17 protein-coding genes are annotated in these 17,883 nt (G+C 60.4%); 15 read left to right on the forward strand and 2 right to left on the reverse strand.

Going from position 1 to position 17,883, the window contains the following annotated elements; genetic code table 11:
- The first annotated feature begins 39 nt into the window (after nt 1–39).
- The 13 genes from ABD112_RS13785 to ABD112_RS13845 all read left to right on the forward strand — a co-directional run bounded on the left by ABD112_RS13785 (nt 40) and on the right by ABD112_RS13845 (nt 14,816).
- A complete protein-coding gene (locus ABD112_RS13785) occupies nt 40–708 on the forward strand; it encodes an amino acid ABC transporter permease (RefSeq protein ID WP_343926746.1) in 669 nt (222 codons plus the stop codon).
- Nucleotides 705–1,640: an amino acid ABC transporter permease gene (locus tag ABD112_RS13790; protein WP_343926747.1), complete on the forward strand. Its 936-nt coding sequence runs from the start codon at nt 705–707 to the stop codon at nt 1,638–1,640. The genes ABD112_RS13785 and ABD112_RS13790 overlap by 4 nt, the downstream gene beginning before the upstream one ends.
- A gap of 11 nt (nt 1,641–1,651) precedes the next feature.
- Nucleotides 1,652–2,692 (forward strand): phenylalanine--tRNA ligase subunit alpha, encoded by a 1,041-nt coding sequence (gene pheS / locus ABD112_RS13795; protein ID WP_343926748.1) that lies wholly within the window; start codon nt 1,652–1,654, stop codon nt 2,690–2,692.
- Nucleotides 2,692–5,184, forward strand: coding sequence for a phenylalanine--tRNA ligase subunit beta (gene pheT / locus ABD112_RS13800; protein WP_343926749.1), 2,493 nt, complete (start codon nt 2,692–2,694; stop codon nt 5,182–5,184). Before pheS ends, pheT begins: the two co-directional genes overlap by 1 nt.
- A gap of 239 nt (nt 5,185–5,423) precedes the next feature.
- The gene (argC, locus tag ABD112_RS13805) at nt 5,424–6,470 is read left to right on the forward strand and encodes an N-acetyl-gamma-glutamyl-phosphate reductase (protein ID WP_343926750.1); all 1,047 of its coding nucleotides are present in this window, start codon (nt 5,424–5,426) and stop codon (nt 6,468–6,470) included.
- Entirely contained in the window at nt 6,467–7,618 is a 1,152-nt protein-coding gene (gene argJ, locus ABD112_RS13810; RefSeq protein WP_343926751.1) for a bifunctional glutamate N-acetyltransferase/amino-acid acetyltransferase ArgJ, read from the forward strand. The genes argC and argJ overlap by 4 nt, the downstream gene beginning before the upstream one ends.
- Nucleotides 7,618–8,532: an acetylglutamate kinase gene (gene argB / locus ABD112_RS13815; protein WP_343926752.1), complete on the forward strand. Its 915-nt coding sequence runs from the start codon at nt 7,618–7,620 to the stop codon at nt 8,530–8,532. Before argJ ends, argB begins: the two co-directional genes overlap by 1 nt.
- Nucleotides 8,529–9,716 carry an acetylornithine transaminase gene (locus tag ABD112_RS13820; RefSeq protein ID WP_343926753.1) on the forward strand — a complete coding sequence of 396 codons (1,188 nt, stop codon included), beginning with the start codon at nt 8,529–8,531 and terminating at the stop codon, nt 9,714–9,716. The genes argB and ABD112_RS13820 overlap by 4 nt, the downstream gene beginning before the upstream one ends.
- Nucleotides 9,713–10,639 (forward strand): ornithine carbamoyltransferase, encoded by a 927-nt coding sequence (gene argF, locus ABD112_RS13825; protein WP_343926754.1) that lies wholly within the window; start codon nt 9,713–9,715, stop codon nt 10,637–10,639. The genes ABD112_RS13820 and argF overlap by 4 nt, the downstream gene beginning before the upstream one ends.
- A gap of 67 nt (nt 10,640–10,706) precedes the next feature.
- Entirely contained in the window at nt 10,707–11,906 is a 1,200-nt protein-coding gene (locus ABD112_RS13830; RefSeq protein ID WP_343926755.1) for an argininosuccinate synthase, read from the forward strand.
- 2 nt (nt 11,907–11,908) lie between these two features.
- The gene (argH, locus tag ABD112_RS13835) at nt 11,909–13,345 is read left to right on the forward strand and encodes an argininosuccinate lyase (protein ID WP_343926756.1); all 1,437 of its coding nucleotides are present in this window, start codon (nt 11,909–11,911) and stop codon (nt 13,343–13,345) included.
- A 2-nt stretch (nt 13,346–13,347) separates the two neighbouring features.
- Entirely contained in the window at nt 13,348–13,935 is a 588-nt protein-coding gene (locus ABD112_RS13840; protein WP_343926757.1) for a DNA-3-methyladenine glycosylase, read from the forward strand.
- Nucleotides 13,935–14,816 (forward strand): DUF817 domain-containing protein, encoded by an 882-nt coding sequence (locus tag ABD112_RS13845; RefSeq protein ID WP_343926758.1) that lies wholly within the window; start codon nt 13,935–13,937, stop codon nt 14,814–14,816. Before ABD112_RS13840 ends, ABD112_RS13845 begins: the two co-directional genes overlap by 1 nt.
- 37 nt (nt 14,817–14,853) lie before the next feature.
- Here the strand turns inward: ABD112_RS13845 and ABD112_RS13850 are convergent, their stop codons facing one another.
- Nucleotides 14,854–15,408, reverse strand: coding sequence for a hypothetical protein (locus tag ABD112_RS13850; RefSeq protein ID WP_343926759.1), 555 nt, complete (start codon nt 15,406–15,408; stop codon nt 14,854–14,856).
- Entirely contained in the window at nt 15,405–16,043 is a 639-nt protein-coding gene (locus ABD112_RS13855; RefSeq protein WP_343926760.1) for a DNA-binding protein, read from the reverse strand. The genes ABD112_RS13850 and ABD112_RS13855 overlap by 4 nt, the downstream gene beginning before the upstream one ends.
- A 125-nt stretch (nt 16,044–16,168) precedes the next feature.
- Between ABD112_RS13855 and tyrS the strand changes: the two genes are divergently transcribed.
- Both tyrS and ABD112_RS13865 read left to right on the forward strand, forming a co-directional pair.
- The gene (tyrS, locus tag ABD112_RS13860; protein WP_343926761.1) at nt 16,169–17,479 is read left to right on the forward strand and encodes a tyrosine--tRNA ligase; all 1,311 of its coding nucleotides are present in this window, start codon (nt 16,169–16,171) and stop codon (nt 17,477–17,479) included.
- Between the two features lie 39 nt (nt 17,480–17,518).
- A complete protein-coding gene (locus ABD112_RS13865) occupies nt 17,519–17,725 on the forward strand; it encodes a dihydrofolate reductase family protein (protein ID WP_343926762.1) in 207 nt (68 codons plus the stop codon).
- Nucleotides 17,726–17,883: the final 158 nt, after the last annotated feature.

Raw genomic sequence — 17,883 nt, forward strand, 5'->3', positions numbered from 1 at the left:
CACTCACGCCACCGACCATAATTTTTCAGGAGGCTCTGGATGGACGTCATCATTAACGCGATCGACGCCCTTGTCGACATAACGCCGCTCTACTTTCAGGGCTTTCTTCTGACGCTTGCCCTATTGGGCATCGCGGGTGTCGGGGCGTTTATTCTCGGGCTACTCATTGCGGCGATGCGCATTTCGCCCGTACCTTCGCTTCGCTTATTCGCGACGATCTATACGGAGATACTGCGGAACATCCCACTCCTCCTCGTCCTGTTTTTCTGCGCGTTCGTTCTTCCGATCTTGGGGGTCGAGCTCGACTTCTTCCTTCTCGCAGCTCTTGGGCTCACCCTCTACACGTCGCCGTTCGTGGCGGAGGCAGTTCGATCGGGCTTCAACGGAGTTCCTGTCGGACAGGCGGAAGCGGCCCGCAGTATCGGCATGGGATTCACTCAGACCGTCGGTCTCGTCATCCTTCCGCAGGCTAGTCGCATGGTGGTTCCGCCTCTGATCAACGTCTTTATCGCTCTCACGAAGAACACGTCCGTAGCCGGAGCGTTCTTCGTCAACGAGCTGTTCAAGGCGACGGCCTCCGCCGCACGTGACAACGGAGACGTCGTACTCCTGACTTTGATTTACGCAGCAGCGCTTTACCTGGTCATTACCGTCCCGCTCGGCCTGATAGCCGGAGCGATTGAGAAGAAGGTCATGGTGCTGCGATGAGTACGAGTGTTCTTTACGACGCCCCAGGTCCCAAGACCCGCCGAAACTCCATGATCGCTTCCGTCGTGAGCGCGATCGCCATTCTTGCCCTCCTTGTGTGGGTTTACTTCATTCTTGCGGCGCCACGTATTAGCGCAAACGGCGCCGAGCAGCCTGGCTTGTTCGATCCATCGCGAACCGACATTCTCGGTGACCCCGAAGTCTGGGGTGCATTCGGTCGCGGAGTCCTGAACACGTTGCGGATGGCCGGTGTCGCTGCTGTGCTGGCGATCATTGTCGGCATCCTGTTCTCGTTCGGCCGCACCGCAGCGTCAAAATGGATTCGGATCCCCACTTCTATACTTCTCGAGTTCTTCCGCGGAATACCGCTGCTGCTGCTGATCTTCTTCGTCTTCCTGCTTTTCTCCACTGGCAGCTACTGGGCAGGTGTGCTCGGACTCGGTATCTACAACGGTGCGATCATTGGTGAAGCGTTGCGTGCCGGGATAGGGTCGCTGCCCAAGGGGCAACGTGAAGGTGGACTCTCCGTCGGTCTCACCTCGCTGCAAACCCGCTTCATCATTGAGTTCCCGCAGGCATTCCGGCAGATGTTGCCGATCATTCTTGCGCAGCTCGTTGTGCTTCTCAAGGACACGTCACTTGCCTATGTTGTGGCGTACCCCGAGCTCTCGCGCACCATCAAGGAGTTGCAGAACTTCTACGGAAGCCGCTACCTCTTCACTCTGTTTGCCGTCGGCCTCGTCATTTATCTCGTGATGAATGTGAGCCTGTCGTACATCGCTCGCTACATCGCGAAGCGGAGCGGGCCCAAGGACGGTGCGACGACGCCGGACAAGCCCAAGATTCCTGGTGCCGACGGTACGCGTGCCATTACGATTCCTCGCGGCCACGCCAGCTACGGCGATAACAGCGGTGGTGGCGGCTTCAGCTAAACTCGGTTCTTGTGTCTGAACCCACCCCGATCACAGAACCAGCGGTAACCGCAGCGGTCGATGCAGCCTTGGCTGCGATCGAATCCGCAGCGACAATGGCCGACCTTAAAGCGGTACGCAACGCCCATCTTGGCGAAGGATCGCCACTGGCTGCGTTGAACGCCGAAATGAAAAACGTTCCGCCCGCGGACCGAGCTGCCTCAGGCAAGCTCATCGGTGGAGCCCGTGGTCGTGTCAACGGCGCATTTGGTGCGCGCGAAGCCGAGCTGGCTGTCGCCGAAGAAGAGGCGAAACTTGCGGCAGAAGCGGTGGATGTCACTGCCGTCGCGACTCGCTATGTGAAGGGTGCGCGGCATCCGCTCAGCCTGCTCATGGAACACATGAGTGACCTGTTCGTTGGCATGGGTTGGGAAGTCGCCGAAGGGCCCGAACTCGAGAACGAGTGGTTCAACTTCGACGCGCTCAACTTCGATGAGGACCACCCCGCGCGGGCGATGCAAGACACGTTCTTTATCGAACCGGTCGAGTCGCACTTGCTTCTGCGCACGCACACTAGCCCGGTACAAATTCGGTCGCTTCTCGAGCGCCCGTTGCCGGTCTACGTCGTCGCGCCAGGTCGGGTGTTCCGCACCGATGAGCTCGACGCGACGCACACGCCGGTCTTCCATCAGCTTGAGGGGATTGCGATCGACAAGGGCCTCACGATGGCGCACTTGCGCGGAACCCTCGAGCACCTCGCCCGTGCGATGTTCGGCGATGGCGCTCAGATCCGCCTGCGCCCCAACTACTTTCCGTTCACGGAACCGAGCGCTGAAATGGATGTCTGGCAGCCGAACGCCAAGGGTGGTGCGCGCTGGGTGGAGTGGGGCGGCTGCGGAATGGTCAACCCGAATGTGCTGCGTGCTGCCGGAATCGATCCGGAAGAGTACCAAGGCTTCGCCTTCGGCATGGGTATCGAGCGCACGCTCCAGTTCCGCAATGAAATGAATGACATGCGAGACATGGTTGAGGGCGATATTCGCTTCTCCCAGCAGTTTGGAATGGTGGTCTGATGAAAGTTCCCATGAGTTGGTTGCGGGAATTCGTTGAGATCCCCGCAGATATTACGCACGAGCAGGTTCACGCTGCCCTCGTGAAGGTCGGCTTTGAAGAGGAAGACGTTCACGATTTCGAGATCTCGGGCCCGGTAGTAGTCGGCCAGGTGATCGAGTTCATCGGCGAGCCCCAAACGAATGGCAAGACCATCAACTGGTGTCAGGTGGACGTCGGCGAAACCGAACCCCGCGGAATCGTCTGCGGAGCCCACAACTTTGTTGTCGGCGACAAAGTCGTTGTCACGCTTCCCGGCTCAGTGCTGCCCGGCCCCTTCCCGATCGCTGCACGCAAGACCTACGGCCACGTCTCCGACGGCATGATTGCGTCGACCCGCGAGCTCGGTCTTGGCGACGAGCACGACGGAATCTTGGTGCTCTCAACCCTGGGGCTCGACCCAGAAGTCGGTACGAGCGCCATCGAACTTCTCGGTCTCGACGACTTCGCGGTAGAGATCAATGTCACCCCGGACCGCGGCTATGCCATGTCGATTCGCGGTATTGCTCGCGAATTTGCACTCTCCACCGGTGCGACATTCACCGATCCTGCTGACGCACCGACGATCACTGAGGCCGACGGCTTTTCGGTGGTCATCAACGATGACGCACCCATTCGTGGCCGGGCCGGGGTGCGAGCATTCACTACGCGCGTCGTTCGGAATGTGGATGTCACCAAACCGACTCCTTCGTGGATGATCACTCGGCTGACGCTTGCCGGCATCCGCTCGATCTCGCTAACGGTCGACATCACCAACTACGTCATGCTCGAGCTCGGGCAACCGATTCACGCTTACGATCTCGATCGCGTATCAGGGGGGCTGACGGTTCGCCGTGCATTGGTGGGGGAGACCCTCACCACGCTCGACGACAAGTCACGCAAGCTCGACCCCGAAGACTTACTGATCACCGACGACTCTGGCCCCATCGGCCTTGCCGGCGTGATGGGTGGTGCGAGCACCGAGATTACGGATGCTTCCACCAACGTTCTGATCGAGGCCGCAAACTTTCAGCCGATTTCGATCGCGCGCAGTGCCCGCCGCCACAAGTTGGGTAGCGAGGCATCACGTCGTTTCGAGCGCGGAGTTGATCCACTCGTGGCACCGGCTGCGGCAGCCCGCGTTGTTGGGCTTCTCGTTGAGCTGGGCGGCGGAACAGTCGACTCGCTCGGCAGCGATGTGCCCGCTGCGCACAGCCCAGAGGCGATTGAGCTGCCTGAGACCTATATTGAGGGCCTCATCGGGCTGCGCTATTCGTCTGACGAGATCACCGATTCGTTGACAGCCATCGGTACGACCGTCGAAGTGACCGAAACTGGATGGCGAGTCACGCCGCCGAGCTGGCGCCCCGACCTCGACGACAAGACCACGCTCGCCGAAGAGGTCGCCCGCATTGTGGGCTACGACCGCATCCCGTCGGTGCTTCCAGTTGCGCCTCCAGGCCGCGGACTGACGCGCGCACAACGACTTCGTCGCACCGTGTCGAACAGTTTGGCGTCGGCAGGGCTCACTGAAGTACTGGCCTACCCTTTCATCTCGAAAGCGTCGAACGATCTCTTCGGTTCTCCGCTGGCGGGGGGAGTAGCTGCAATTACTCTCGCGAATGCTTTAGACCCGGATGCAGCATCCATGCGTCGTTCGCTTCTGCCAGGACTTGCAGCGATCGCTCACCGCAACGTGTCACGCGGGCTGACGGATCTCGCTCTCTTCGAAGTGGGAACGGTGTTCTTGCCGGAGGCCGGTCGTGCCTATGGCAGCGGCGATCTTCCCGTGGGCGATGAGCTGCCCACCGAAACCGCGCTATCCGAGTTGCACTCGAGCGTTCCTGCGCAACCGTGGCATGTTGGTGCGTTGTTCGTCGGCGATGCAATCACTCGCCAGCCGGGCCAGCAGGCAGTGGCCCGCGGTCTTGCGGATGCTCTGGCAATAGTGCAGCAGTTGGCTGCCACCATGTTGGTCGAGATCGATGTTGTGACGGGGAGCCACCAGGCGCTACACCCCGGGCGCACTGCGGAACTGCGTGTAGGCGATCAGGTTGTTGGCTACGCGGGCGAGTTGTTGCCTGCGCTGGCGCTTGAGCTAGATCTGCCTCGTGTCGTCGCGGTGCTGGAGCTTGATTTGAGCGTGCTGATTGAGAGTGCAGCGGCGGATGTCGCTGCGATCCCGATTGTGTCCTTCCCTGCGGCTACGCAGGATGTGTCGTTGGTTGTCGCTAATTCCGTTCAGGCGGGGGAGCTGCTCGCGATCGTCCGCGAGGGCGCCGGAGAACTCTTGGAGAGTGCGCGGCTGGTCGATGACTACCGTGGCGCGGGAATCCCCGACGGGCGCAAGTCGTTGACCTTCGCGCTCCGCTTCCGAGCGGTGGATCGCACACTGACTCAGGCCGAAGCGACCGAGGCTAAGAATGCTGCGGTTGCTCTTGCCTTCGAGCGCGTCGGCGCTGAACTGCGCGAGTAGTGACGCCATTTCATGAGTATCGATTAGCCTGCGTCGCTATCTGGGCACTATCCTAGAATTGTGACCGACTTCCGCACTTGCAGCCAGCGATTCTCGCTGAGCTTTGTGGTGCCGTCTTCGCCGGTTCTCCGCGGGGCTGACGAGCGACGATAGGCGGAGTTTCGCCACGACCCACGAGGTTGTGTCTGAATCACCGCCGCAAGTGTTCTCGTTTCCGAACCCACCTCGAAGGTAATCCCATGTCAATTTCGGTCGCTGTGGCCGGTGCTAGCGGTTATGCCGGTGGCGAGCTTCTTCGCCTCCTTGCCGCTCACCCAGAGCTCAATGTCACTACGGTGACCGCGTTTAGCAACGCCGGCCAGCGCCTCATCGATGTGCAACCGCACTTGCGCTCGCTCGCGCACCTCGTACTCCAACCAACTGAGCCCTCGGTTCTCGCTGGCCATGATGTTGTCTTCTTTGCGCTTCCGCATGGAAAATCGGGCGCGCTGACTGCCGAGCTCGGCCCCGAGACTCTCGTCGTCGACTGTGGCGCCGATCACCGCCTGACGTCCGAAGACGACTGGGCCGCCTTCTATGGCGGCGACTACTTCGGTGCATGGGATTACGGGATGCCCGAGCTTCTGCACTCCGCTGGAGGAACGCAGCGTCAAGTCCTCGCCGGTTCGAAGCGTATTGCGGTGCCCGGTTGCAATGTCACGGCGATCACGCTGGCTCTTGCCCCCGGCATCCGTTCATCGTTGATTGAGGCCGAAGACATTGTTGCTGTGCTTGCTGTTGGCCCTTCGGGTGCTGGCAAAAGCTTGAAAGTGAACCTGCTCGCCAGCGAGATGATGGGTTCCGCATCGGCATATGCCGTTGGCGGTACCCACAGGCACACGCCGGAGATCGCTCAAAACCTCAAGGTCGCCGGTGCAAGTTCCGTGACGGTGTCGTTCACTCCGATTCTCGTACCTATGTCGCGAGGCATCTTGGCCACATCCACGGCGAAGCTCGCCGATGGAGTTACAGCTGCCCAGGTGCGCGAGGCTTGGGAGACCGCCTATGCCGACGAGCCATTCATTCACGTACTGCCGGAGGGTGCCTTCCCGCGCACCGCCGACACTCTCGGCGCGAACACCGCACTAATCGGGCTTGCTATTGACGAAGCAGCACGCCGCATTGTTGTTGTGAGCGCGATCGACAATCTTGTTAAGGGCACCGCAGGTGCCGCTATTCAATCGACAAATATTGCGTTGGGGCTCGATGAAACTCTCGGCCTCGCGCTGGACGGAGTCGCACCATGAGCGTTACAGCAGCCGCAGGATTCGAAGCTTCAGGGGTTGAGGCCGGGCTCAAAGCGAGTGGCGGTCTCGATGTTGCCATCGTCGTCAATCGCGGGCCGCGCTTTGACGCCGCCGCCGTGTTCACGAGCAACCGGGCGCAGGCGCATCCGATCATCTGGTCGAAGCAGGTCATTGCTGACGGGATTGTTTCGGCAATCGCGCTGAACTCGGGCGGGGCCAACTGTTTCACCGGCCCCCAGGGCTTTCAGGTGACACACGCGACCGCAGAGCACGTCGCTGGGACGCTTGGCACGTCGGCCGGCGACATCCTCGTGTGTTCGACTGGGCTTATTGGTGAGCCGTTGCCTCAAGACAAGGTGCTTGCCGGAATGAGTGCAGCAGCTGCAGCGCTCTCCAGCGAGGGTGGCGACGACGCATCTCGAGCCATCATGACAACCGATAGCAAGCCCAAGACCACCGTCGTTTCCGGTACCGGTTACACCATTGGCGGTATGGCAAAGGGGGCAGGGATGCTAGCGCCCGGTCTTGCCACAATGCTGGTGGTTATCACCACTGACGCCGCTGTCGCCTCGGCTGAGCTCGACCGCGCGTTGCGCGAAGCCACGCGAGTGAGTTTCGACCGTCTCGATTCCGATGGCTGCATGTCGACGAATGACCAGGTCAGCGTAATGGCATCTGGTGCTTCGGGAGTCACGCCCGAAGCGCAAGAGTTTGCGGCGCTTCTCACCCAAGTCTGCAGCGATCTTGCTGAACAACTGCAAGCTGATGCCGAGGGGTCGAGCCACGAGATCCGCATTGAGGTTGTTGGGGCGCTCAGCGAAGACGAGGCTGTTGTGGTTGGCCGTTCGGTCGCCCGTAACAACCTGTTCAAGGCTGCGATCTTTGGCAACGATCCGAACTGGGGCCGCGTGCTGGCTGCAATCGGAACCACGGATGCCGCTTTCGACCCCTATGCGGTCGATGTGTCGATGAATGGTGTGCGGGTCTGCCACGCAGGTGCCCCTGACCGTTCGCGCGAAGAGGTAGATCTCACGGGGCGCACAGTTCACGTTCTGATCGACCTTGCTACCGGTGATGCCGAAGCAACTATTTTGACCAACGACCTCACGCACGAGTACGTGCATGAGAACAGCGCGTACTCCAGCTGATGCCGGCGTTCACACACGGCCCAGCTCACGAGCAGGCGATGACGAAGGCGGGGGTGCTGATCGAGGCGCTGCCATGGCTGAAGCGCTTCCGCAACCGCATCATCGTGGTCAAATTTGGTGGAAACGCCATGATCAACGACGAGCTCAAGCGTGCTTTCGTGCAAGACATGGTCTATCTGCGTCTTGCTGGCGTTCGCCCGGTGATTGTTCACGGTGGCGGGCCCCAGATCACCAAGGAGCTGAAGAATCGCGGTATCGAGTCGGAGTTCCGCGCCGGCTACCGGGTGACTACCGAAGAGTCGATCGATGTTGTGCGTGATGTTCTCACCGATCAGGTGGGCGCCGAACTTGTTGATCTCATTAACGAGCACGGTGACCTAGCCAACGGAATCGCCGGCCACGAGCATTCGCTGTTTATCGGTGAGCGCTTGATCAAGGAGATCGAGGGAGAACGCATCGACCTCGGTCTTGTTGGCAGCGTGACCGAGGTTGACCCGCAGCGTGTCCTCCATGTGTTGGCAGCGGACCGCATCCCTGTGGTCTCGACGCTTGCCCAAGATGGCGGTGATATCGAGGACGATGGCTCGGGTCTCCTCAACGTCAATGCGGATTCTGCCGCCGCGGCGTTGGCGATTGCCCTCGATGCGGCAAAGCTCGTGATCTTGACCGATGTTTCTGGCTTGTACAGCGATTGGCCGAACCGGGAATCCTTGGTCTCGATCATCAATACCGACGAGCTGCGCGAACTTTTGCCGAGCCTAGAGTCGGGCATGATTCCGAAAATGACAGCCTGTCTCGCTGCGGTTGATGCTGGAGTTCCCAAGGCGGCAATCATTGATGGCCGTGCGCCGCACTCGATCCTGCTCGAAGTATTTACGCAAGATGGAATTGGCACCGAGGTGGTACCCGCATGACCTGGAAAGACGACTACGCCCACCGCATAATGAATACCTTTGGTATGCCCAAGCGAGAACTCGTGCGTGGTGAGGGGTGCGCGGTCTTTGACTCTGATGGCAAGCGTTACCTCGACTTCTTGGCCGGCATCGCGGTCAATTCGCTCGGACACAATCACCCCGCTGTGGTTGGCGCACTGACAAGTCAGGCACACCTGCTCCACGTCTCCAACTTCTTTGCAACGGAACCGCAGCTCGCGCTTGCAGAGCGGCTTCTGCGCATCACGGGTGCTGGTGACGAGGGTCGTGTGTTCTTCGCGAACTCGGGCACCGAGGCGAACGAAGCGGCAATCAAGCTGGCTCGTCGCACCGGTCGTCCCCGCGTCCTATCGCTGATGGACTCGTTCCACGGTCGTTCGCTCGGCGCACTCTCGATCACGGGCAAAGCATCACTTCGTGAGCCCTTTGAGCCACTCCTTCCCAACGTCGAGCACATTGATTCAACGATCGAGGCGCTTGCTGCTGCGATCGGGCCGGATGTCGCGGCTCTCATTGTTGAGCCGATTAAGGGTGAGGCAGGTGTGCATGAGTTGCCTGCGCGGTATCTCCAGGCGGCGCGTGAACTTACAACGCAACACGGCGTTCTGCTGATTCTTGACGAAATTCAGACCGGTGCCGGACGCACGGGCGACTGGTTCGCGTTCCAGCAGAGTGGCATTGTTCCTGACGCGGTAACCCTGGCGAAGGGTATTGGCGGGGGAGTGCCGATCGGCGCTCTCGTGACCTTTGGTGCGGCATCCACTCTTCTGCAGCCCGGCCAGCACGGCACAACCTTTGGCGGAAACCCGCTGGTGTGTGCTGTCTCGAACGCGGTGCTTGCGCAGATCGAAGCCGACGACCTCGTCGCAAACGCGGCACAACGTGGCGCCGAATTGCGCAGTGAGCTTGCTCGAATCGATTCGCCACTGATCACTGAGCTTCGTGGTCGCGGTCTACTGATCGGTATCGGACTCGCCGAACCCGTTGCGGCCGAGATTGTGGCGACGGCGCTCGAGCATGGACTCATCGTGAACGCGCCAAACGAATTCACGGTTCGCCTTGTGCCGCCACTCATCATCGGTGACGATGAAATCGCCGAGTTCATCGAAACGTTCAGCGCAGTGCTCACCGCTGTCGCTAATCCAGTACCTACGGAGGCATCATGACCCGGCATTTTCTTCGCGATGATGACCTCAGCCCGCTCGAGCAGAAAGAGATCTTGGATCTCGCTGAGCAGGTCAAGGCAGATCGTTGGGGCCGCAAGCCTCTTGCTGGACCGCAGACGGTTGCGGTGATCTTCGACAAGTCATCGACTCGCACTCGCGTCTCGTTTGCTGTCGGCATCGCCGACCTTGGCGGCTCACCGCTCATCATCTCTACCGCCAACAGCCAGCTGGGTGGCAAAGAGACTGCCTCTGACACTGCTCGCGTACTTGAGCGTCAGGTTGCCGCGATTGTCTGGCGCACCTATGGCCAAGAGGGGCTCATCGAGATGGCGCACGGAACCCAGGTTCCCGTGATTAACGCTCTCAGCGACGAGTTCCACCCCTGCCAGTTGCTCGCCGATCTGCTGACGATCCGTGAGCACAAGGGTGAGCTCAAGGGCCTCATTGTTGCGTTCCTCGGTGATGGTGCAGACAACATGGTGCACTCGTACCTACTGGCTGGCGCCACTGCAGGAATGCACGTACGAATTGCCTGCCCCGCTGATTACCTGCCGTTGGCGGATGTCGTGGCCGACGCCGAAAAGATCGCAACGACTACTGGTGGTTCGATTTCGATTCTCACGGATGCGGCCGAGGCCGTGACGGGGGCGGATGTTGTTGTCACCGACACGTGGGTCTCCATGGGCAAAGAGGATGAGAAGGCAGCACGAGTTGCGTCCCTCAGCGCCTACAAGGTGGATGCCGCGATGATGGCGCTCGCAAAGCCTGACGCGATCTTCTTGCACTGCTTGCCTGCCGACCGAGGTTACGAGGTTGAGGCCGACGTCATCGACGGCACTCAAAGCGTCATCTGGGATGAGGCAGAGAACCGCCTGCATGCTCAGAAGGCACTCATGGTCTGGTTGCTCGAACAGGCCGCATAGTTTTCGGCGGTGTCATGCCGTCGGTGTAGTTCCCTAAACTGATTCACGACTTCAAGGAGAAAATCATATGTCAGAACGCGTTGTACTCGCCTACTCAGGCGGACTCGACACCTCCGTAGGAATTGGCTGGCTCAAGGAGGCCACAGGCAAAGAGGTTGTCGCTTTGGCGATTGACGTCGGCCAGGGTGGCGAAAACATGGATGACATCCGCCAGCGCGCTCTCGATTGTGGTGCTGTGGAGTCGATCGTCGTCGATGCTAAAGACGAGTTCGCTGATGACTTCCTGATGCCAGCTCTCAAGACCAACGCGCTCTACCAGAAGCGTTACCCGCTGGTCTCGGCTCTCAGCCGCCCGCTGATCTCCCGCCACCTTGCACTCACCGCTCAGGCGCTTGGCGCAGACAGTGTTGCGCACGGCTGCACGGGTAAGGGAAATGACCAGGTGCGTTTCGAGGCTGCTGTTGCCGCACTCGCCCCTGACCTCACGAGCATTGCGCCTGTGCGCGACCTCGCTCTCACGCGGGACAAGGCGATCATCTATGCGGAAGAGCACAACCTTCCGATCCGCCAGTCCGCTGCAAGCCCGTACTCGATCGACAAGAACGTGTGGGGCCGTGCGGTGGAGACCGGGTTCCTTGAAGACCCGTGGAATGCCCCCATCGAAGACCTCTACGAGTACACCTCTGACCCCGAAGCTGGCCTTCCTGCTGACGAAGTCACGATCACGTTCGAAGCTGGCATCCCTGTCGCTATCGACGGTGTTGCGATGTCTGCGCTCGCGATCGTCGAGCACATGAATGCGGTAGCTGGCAAGCACGGCGTTGGCCGCATCGACATGGTTGAAGACCGTCTCATCGGTATTAAGAGCCGCGAGGTTTACGAAGCTCCCGGCGCAATTGCGCTCATCGCCGCGCACGAAGAGCTGGAGTCGCTCACGCTTGAGCGCGACCTCGGCCGCTACAAGCGCGGCGTTGAAACCGAATGGTCCAACCTGGTCTATGACGGACTGTGGTACTCGGGCCTCAAGCGTTCACTCGACGCCTTTGTCGAAGACACGCAGCGCTACGTCAGCGGAGAGATTCGCATGACGCTTCACGGCGGACGTGCAGTGCCCACCGGTCGCAAGTCAGAGCAGAGCCTCTACGACTTCAGCCTCGCCACCTACGACACTGGTGATACTTTCGACCAGTCGCTCGCCAAGGGCTTCATCGACCTCTGGTCGCTGCCGAGCAAGATTTCGGCTCGCCGCGACGCGAAGCAGGGCTAATCATGGCGCAATCTGCTGAAACAGGTGAAGGACAACTCTGGGGAGCCCGCTTTGCAAGCGGTCCATCGCCGGAGCTTGCCCGGTTGAGCAAATCGACTCACTTCGATTGGCAGCTTGCGCAGTACGACCTCGCCGGTTCGCGAGCGCACGCCAAAGCGCTCGCGGCCGCGGGGTATCTCAATAACTCCGAGCTTGAAACGATGGTGGATGCTCTGCAGTCGTTGAGCGAGGCTGTCGCCGACGGCAGCTTCACGTCTCTCGAATCTGAGGAAGACGTTCACGCTGCCCTCGAGCGCGGACTGATCGAGCGTGCTGGCGCCGACGTCGGAGGCAAGCTTCGTGCCGGCCGCAGCCGCAACGATCAGATCGCGACGCTCGTGCGGCTCTACCTTCTTGACCATGCTGGTGCGATCTCGGCAATGGTTGTCGACCTGATCGATGCTCTTGTAGCGCAGGCGGAGAAGCACGACGCGGCAATCATGCCGGGGCGTACCCACCTCCAGCATGCGCAGCCGGTACTGCTCGCGCATCACCTGCTCGCCCACGCGTGGCCTTTGGTGCGCACGTTGGAGCGGTTGCGGGATTGGAAGGCTCGGGCATCCACGTCACCGTATGGTTCTGGTGCTCTCGCCGGCAGCACCTTGGGGCTCGACCCCGCGCTGGTTGCTCGCGAGTTGGGGCTTGCTCGCCCCACCGAAAACTCGATCGACGCCACTGCGAGTCGGGATGTTGTGGCCGAATTCGCATTCATCACGGCTCAGCTCGGTATAGATATGTCGCGTTTGAGCGAAGAGATCATTCTTTGGAATACTCGCGAGTTCGATTTTGTGCAATTGGATGACGCCTACTCAACAGGCTCCTCGATCATGCCGCAGAAGAAGAACCCCGACATTGCGGAGCTTGCTCGCGGCAAGGCGGGGCGCCTTATCGGAAACTTGACGGGCCTTCTCGCCACGCTCAAGGCGCTTCCTCTCGCGTACAACCGCGACCTTCAGGAAGATAAAGAGCCGGTATTCGACTCCGTTGAAACACTCGAAGTGTTGCTGCCAGCGTTCACAGGAATGGTCGCGACGTTGCGCTTCAACACCGAGCGAATGGCAGAACTTGCCCCGCAGGGATTCTCGTTGGCGACGGATGTTGCTGATTGGCTTGTGCGTCAGCACGTGCCGTTCCGAGAGGCCCACGAGATTAGTGGGTCGCTCGTGCGATTCTGCGAAGATAGCTCGCTTGAGCTGCATGAGCCAACCGATGCTGACTACGCAGCGATTTCGCCGCACCTCACCGGTGACGTGCGCGCTGTGCTCACGGTCGAAGGATCAGTGTCGAGTCGAGCTGGTATCGGCGGAACCGCACCGGTGCGTGTTGCTGAGCAGCGTGCCGAGCTCATTGAGCGTGTGCGCGTGCTCGCGGCAGCGCTTGACCCTCAGGTTTTCAGCTAGACGTGTTCGAACTGCTCAGCAGGCCAGCGACTGAGGTTGCTCCGTTGCTGTTGGGTGCTGTCGTTCGTGTTGGTGATGTTGCTGTTCGACTCACCGAAGTCGAGGCGTACCTGGGCGAGATCGATCCTGGTTCTCACGCGTTTCGTGGACCAGGAAAACGCAACGCTGTCATGTATGGACCAGCCGGCCACCTGTATACGTACTTCACTTACGGAATGCATACGTGCGCCAACGTCGTCTGTATGCCTGAGGGCATCGCCTCGGGAATACTGCTGCGCGCGGGCGAGGTCATCGAGGGTGCCGATATCGCGGCCGCTCGTCGCACGACATCAAGCAAGTTTTCCGATCTGGCGCAGGGGCCAGCACGACTAGCGGTTGCTCTCGGTATTCGGCTGGATGACGCGGGAACCAACCTAGAGTCGGGTCGCGTGCGCCTAGAACTGCCCCAGTCGCGTGCGCCGTTCAGCGCTGGTCCCCGCACGGGCGTCGCTGGCGACGGTGGCAGCAATGAGTATCCGTGGCGGTTTTGGATCCCCGGGGAACCGAGTGTCTCCCCGTACCGGCCGGCAGTGAAGCGCAAGCGCAGCTGATGGCACGCTTTACTTCGCTCGAGCAGCGACTCGATGAGTGGGCGCACCGCAAGCTCGATGAGAAAATTAGCCCAAATCAGAGCCGAGCGCGCACGTGGGCGATTGAGTTCACTGTCTTTGTGCTCAAGCAGGCGTGGGCATGTGTATTTGGCGCAGCGCTACTCGCGGTCCTCGTGCTCACGCGGATCTGGTATCCCGAGTCGGCAACGCTGGCGCGCAACGATTTCTTGGTGCTGGCGGCGCTGACGATTCAGGTGCTCATGGTGGTATTCAAGTTGGAGACGCTGCGCGAGCTGTGGGTGATCATCCTGTTCCACATCGTGGGCACGGTGATGGAAGTTTTCAAGACTGACGTCGGTTCGTGGACGTATGAGGGCGAGGGCATCCTGCATGTCTTCGGCGTGCCGCTCTATAGCGGGTTCATGTATGCCGCGGTGGGTTCGTACATGGTGAGAGTGTTTCGACTGTTCGAGTTGCGCTTTGACCACTATCCGCGGCGCTGGATCACCGCGATTCTGGCGCTGCTGATCTACGTCAACTTCTTCAGCCACCACTTCATCTTCGATGCGCGCTGGTTCTTGTTTGCGGCAATCGCGGTCATTTATTGGCGCACGGTGATGCACGTTCGGGTCTCGAGAGCACGGTTCCGGATGCCCGTGCTGCTGGCATTCGTGTTGGTGGCGTTGTTCATTTGGGTTGCCGAAAATGTGGCGACGTGGTCGAACGCGTGGGTTTATCCCAATCAGTCGGATGGCTGGGAGCTGGTGTCGATCGCCAAGCTCGGCTCGTGGCTGCTACTCATGATCGTGTCGGTGGTGTTGGTCACGTGGGTAGAAAAGCCGCGCCCACCCGAGGTCGAGCGGCTAGCGCCCGAGGACTAGTAGAAGGGGCGAAATGGTAGGCAGCTGCGCAACTGCCCTAGCGCCCGACCAGTAGCGCGGCAGCGCAGAGCCCGGCCCACAGCAAACTCACGAGGGTGCCGATGATGAACCGTTCACGGGCGGCGGCGTTTTCGAGTTCAGCGAAGCGACCGAGGCCTTTGATCGCAACGATCACAGCGATTGCGCCGGGTTGCCACACCATCAGCGAGCCGATGAAGGCGAATCGTTCGAGGTAGCCGATGGTGGTGCCGCCGCGCAGAATCTCACGCTTGGGCAGGGGAGAGTCGTCATCGGCTACGAGAATTCCACCGTGTTCGCCGCGGGGTGCCGGATACGAGGCGAGCGAAAGCACGAGGGTGACGAGCGGGCTTCCGGCAATCGTGGCGAGCGCGACAAGGGCGGCACTCAGGAGAATCACGAGACCAGGCACGTCACCCGGAAGCGGGTTGCCCGTAGAGCCGAGGATGAGCGCAATACCGATAGGCAATAGCGAGACCGTTGCGAGGCGATACCTTTCGGTCCGCGTCGCCAGCATGGATGCGCCGATCGCACCGATCGCCAGAACCAGTACCGCGATCCACCAGCCGATCATGATGTGCCTTCCTCTGCGTCGCGCGAATTTTCTTCGTCTACGCCACTGTGTGCTCTGTCGAGAAGGTTAGCAAGCGCCACCACCGCGTCTTCTTCTGTGCGGAGGCCGGCGACGAGCGCGCGTTGACTCGCTGATTGGGGCGAGATGCCCAGTTTCTCGGCGGCGTCTGCTTGGGTGATTCCGGTGCTCAGTAGGTCGTAGAGTTGCCAGCCGTTGTCGGTTCGTCGATTTCTCATCAGGATGAGCAGCTCAAGCAGCGGGTCGATGTCTCTGGCAAGTTCGCTTGTCGGGTCTGATTCGACGGCGCACTTGGCCGGGCTCTTCTTCGCTCTGTCGATGGCGGTGCGGGCGGCGATGAATGCTGGGCCACTGGTCGCCCGCACGGTTGTGCCAAAGGGAGCGGGCACGGCTCCGATTCCGATACCGACGCTCCACTGGCCTGTGCGGGTCAGCTCGAGTGCGATTTCGAGGGTGGCTTGGGGCGAGTTCACCAGCATTTGCACTTCGTCGCCAGCGGTCCGTTCGGCGGCTAAGGCGAGATCGTCGGCCCGCTCTGCGTTGAGCTTGCCCAAGGCTTCGGCGACGGCATCCGCGCTTCGTCTGCTGTTTCGTTGATCTGCTGTAATCACAAACATAGCTAAAGGCTACAGCATTGATTATCAAATATCAGGCCCACAACACTGATTTCTTAGAATCAGGCTTCCAGCGTTGTCGCGTCTGCTCGTCGACGACACTCAGAACCTCCACTACGGTTGAAGACGTGTCAGCGACAGCATCAGAATCACTCAGTAGCCAAAGTAACGACAGCTCATTCGCGAGCTTGTGGGATGAACTCACGTGGCGCGGCCTCGTGCACGTCTCTACGGATGCGGATGCTCTTAAAGAGCTTCTCGCGGGTGACCCGATCACCTACTACTGCGGATTCGATCCGACGGCACCAAGCCTGCACCTCGGAAACCTCGTGCAACTTCTGCTACTTCGCCGCATCCAACTCGCCGGCCACAAGCCTCTCGGGCTTGTGGGGGGAGCGACCGGACTCATCGGCGATCCTCGTCCAACGGCCGAGCGCACCCTCAACGACAACGAGACGGTGGCCGAGTGGGTCAGCTACCTGCAAGCCCAGGTTTCGAGGTTCTTGAGCACCGAGGGAGACAATGCGGTTCGCATGGTCAACAACCTCGACTGGACCTCGCCCATGAGTGCCATCGACTTCCTGCGGGATGTTGGCAAATACTTCCGTGTCGGCACCATGCTGAAAAAGGATGCCGTAAGCGCACGCCTCAACAGCGATGCCGGCATTAGCTACACCGAATTCAGCTACCAAGTAATGCAGGGGATGGACTTCCTTGAGCTCTTCCGAAGCTACGGCTGCGTGCTGCAGACCGGTGGCAGCGATCAGTGGGGCAACCTCATCAGCGGGTCCGACCTCATCCACAAGGCTGAAGGCTCAAGCGTGCACGCGATTGGCACTCCGCTGATCACCAACTCTGACGGTACTAAGTTCGGCAAGAGCGAGGGCAACGCGGTCTGGCTGGATGGCGCGATGACGAGCCCGTACGCGTTCTACCAGTTCTGGCTCAATACCGATGATGCCGATGTCGTGCAGCGCTTGAAGATCTTCACGTTCTTCTCGCGGGAGCGCATCACCGAACTCGAAACTGCCGTCGCCGATGCGCCGTTCAGGCGTGAAGCGCAGAAGACGCTCGCGTTCGAGGTGACGTCGCTGGTTCATGGGCGCGCAGCAACCGAGGCGGCCATTGCTGCTTCAGCCGCGCTGTTCGGCCAGGGGGAGTTGACCTCCCTCGATGAGCACACCCTCGCCGCTGCTTTACGCGAGCTCTCGCACGTGGAAGCGCCTGCCGATTCGACAATCGTGCAGTTGCTTGTCGACACCGCGTTGGTCTCAAGCGCGAGCGAAGCTCGACGGGCAATCTCGCAGGGCGGCGTCTACCTCAACAATGTTGCAGTAGCGGATGACAAGGCCACCGTTGGTAGCGATCTCTTGCCGGGCAACGTGGCGGTTCTCCGTCGCGGCAAGAAGACTCTCGCGGGCATCTTCGTCACGTCGTAGCGTGACGGTTGCTAAGGCACCCCTGCTTCCCATCATGTGGTGAACTCCGAGTCGATTGTCGTGCGCACCGCATACCGTGCCGGCGCTCTCGACGGGATCTCGGTCTCGATCCCACCGACGACTGTGAGCGGTGGTGCGCCTCTGTTTCCCCGAGTTCTCGGCGCCGATCGTTTGCGGCTGAAGTCAGCTGCTGCGATTGGACAGTTCGCTCACCTCGTTTACGAAGTGCTTCCTGCTTCGGAATAGACCATCAACTTTCACCTCAACGTTGGGCTACTCCCCAGTGTTTTGTTGGGTGGGGGGTCTCGACACGCCCGGGATGGGGGAGGGTTTGGTGGGGGCGGGGAATCCCCGTAAAGTTCTTTCTTGTCACCCCAAAGGTGCGGAAGTCCCGGGCAGTTCTG

The sequence above is a fragment of the Rhodoglobus aureus genome (assembly GCF_039527955.1).
In the GTDB taxonomy this organism is placed as follows: Bacteria; Actinomycetota; Actinomycetes; order Actinomycetales; family Microbacteriaceae; genus Rhodoglobus; species Rhodoglobus aureus.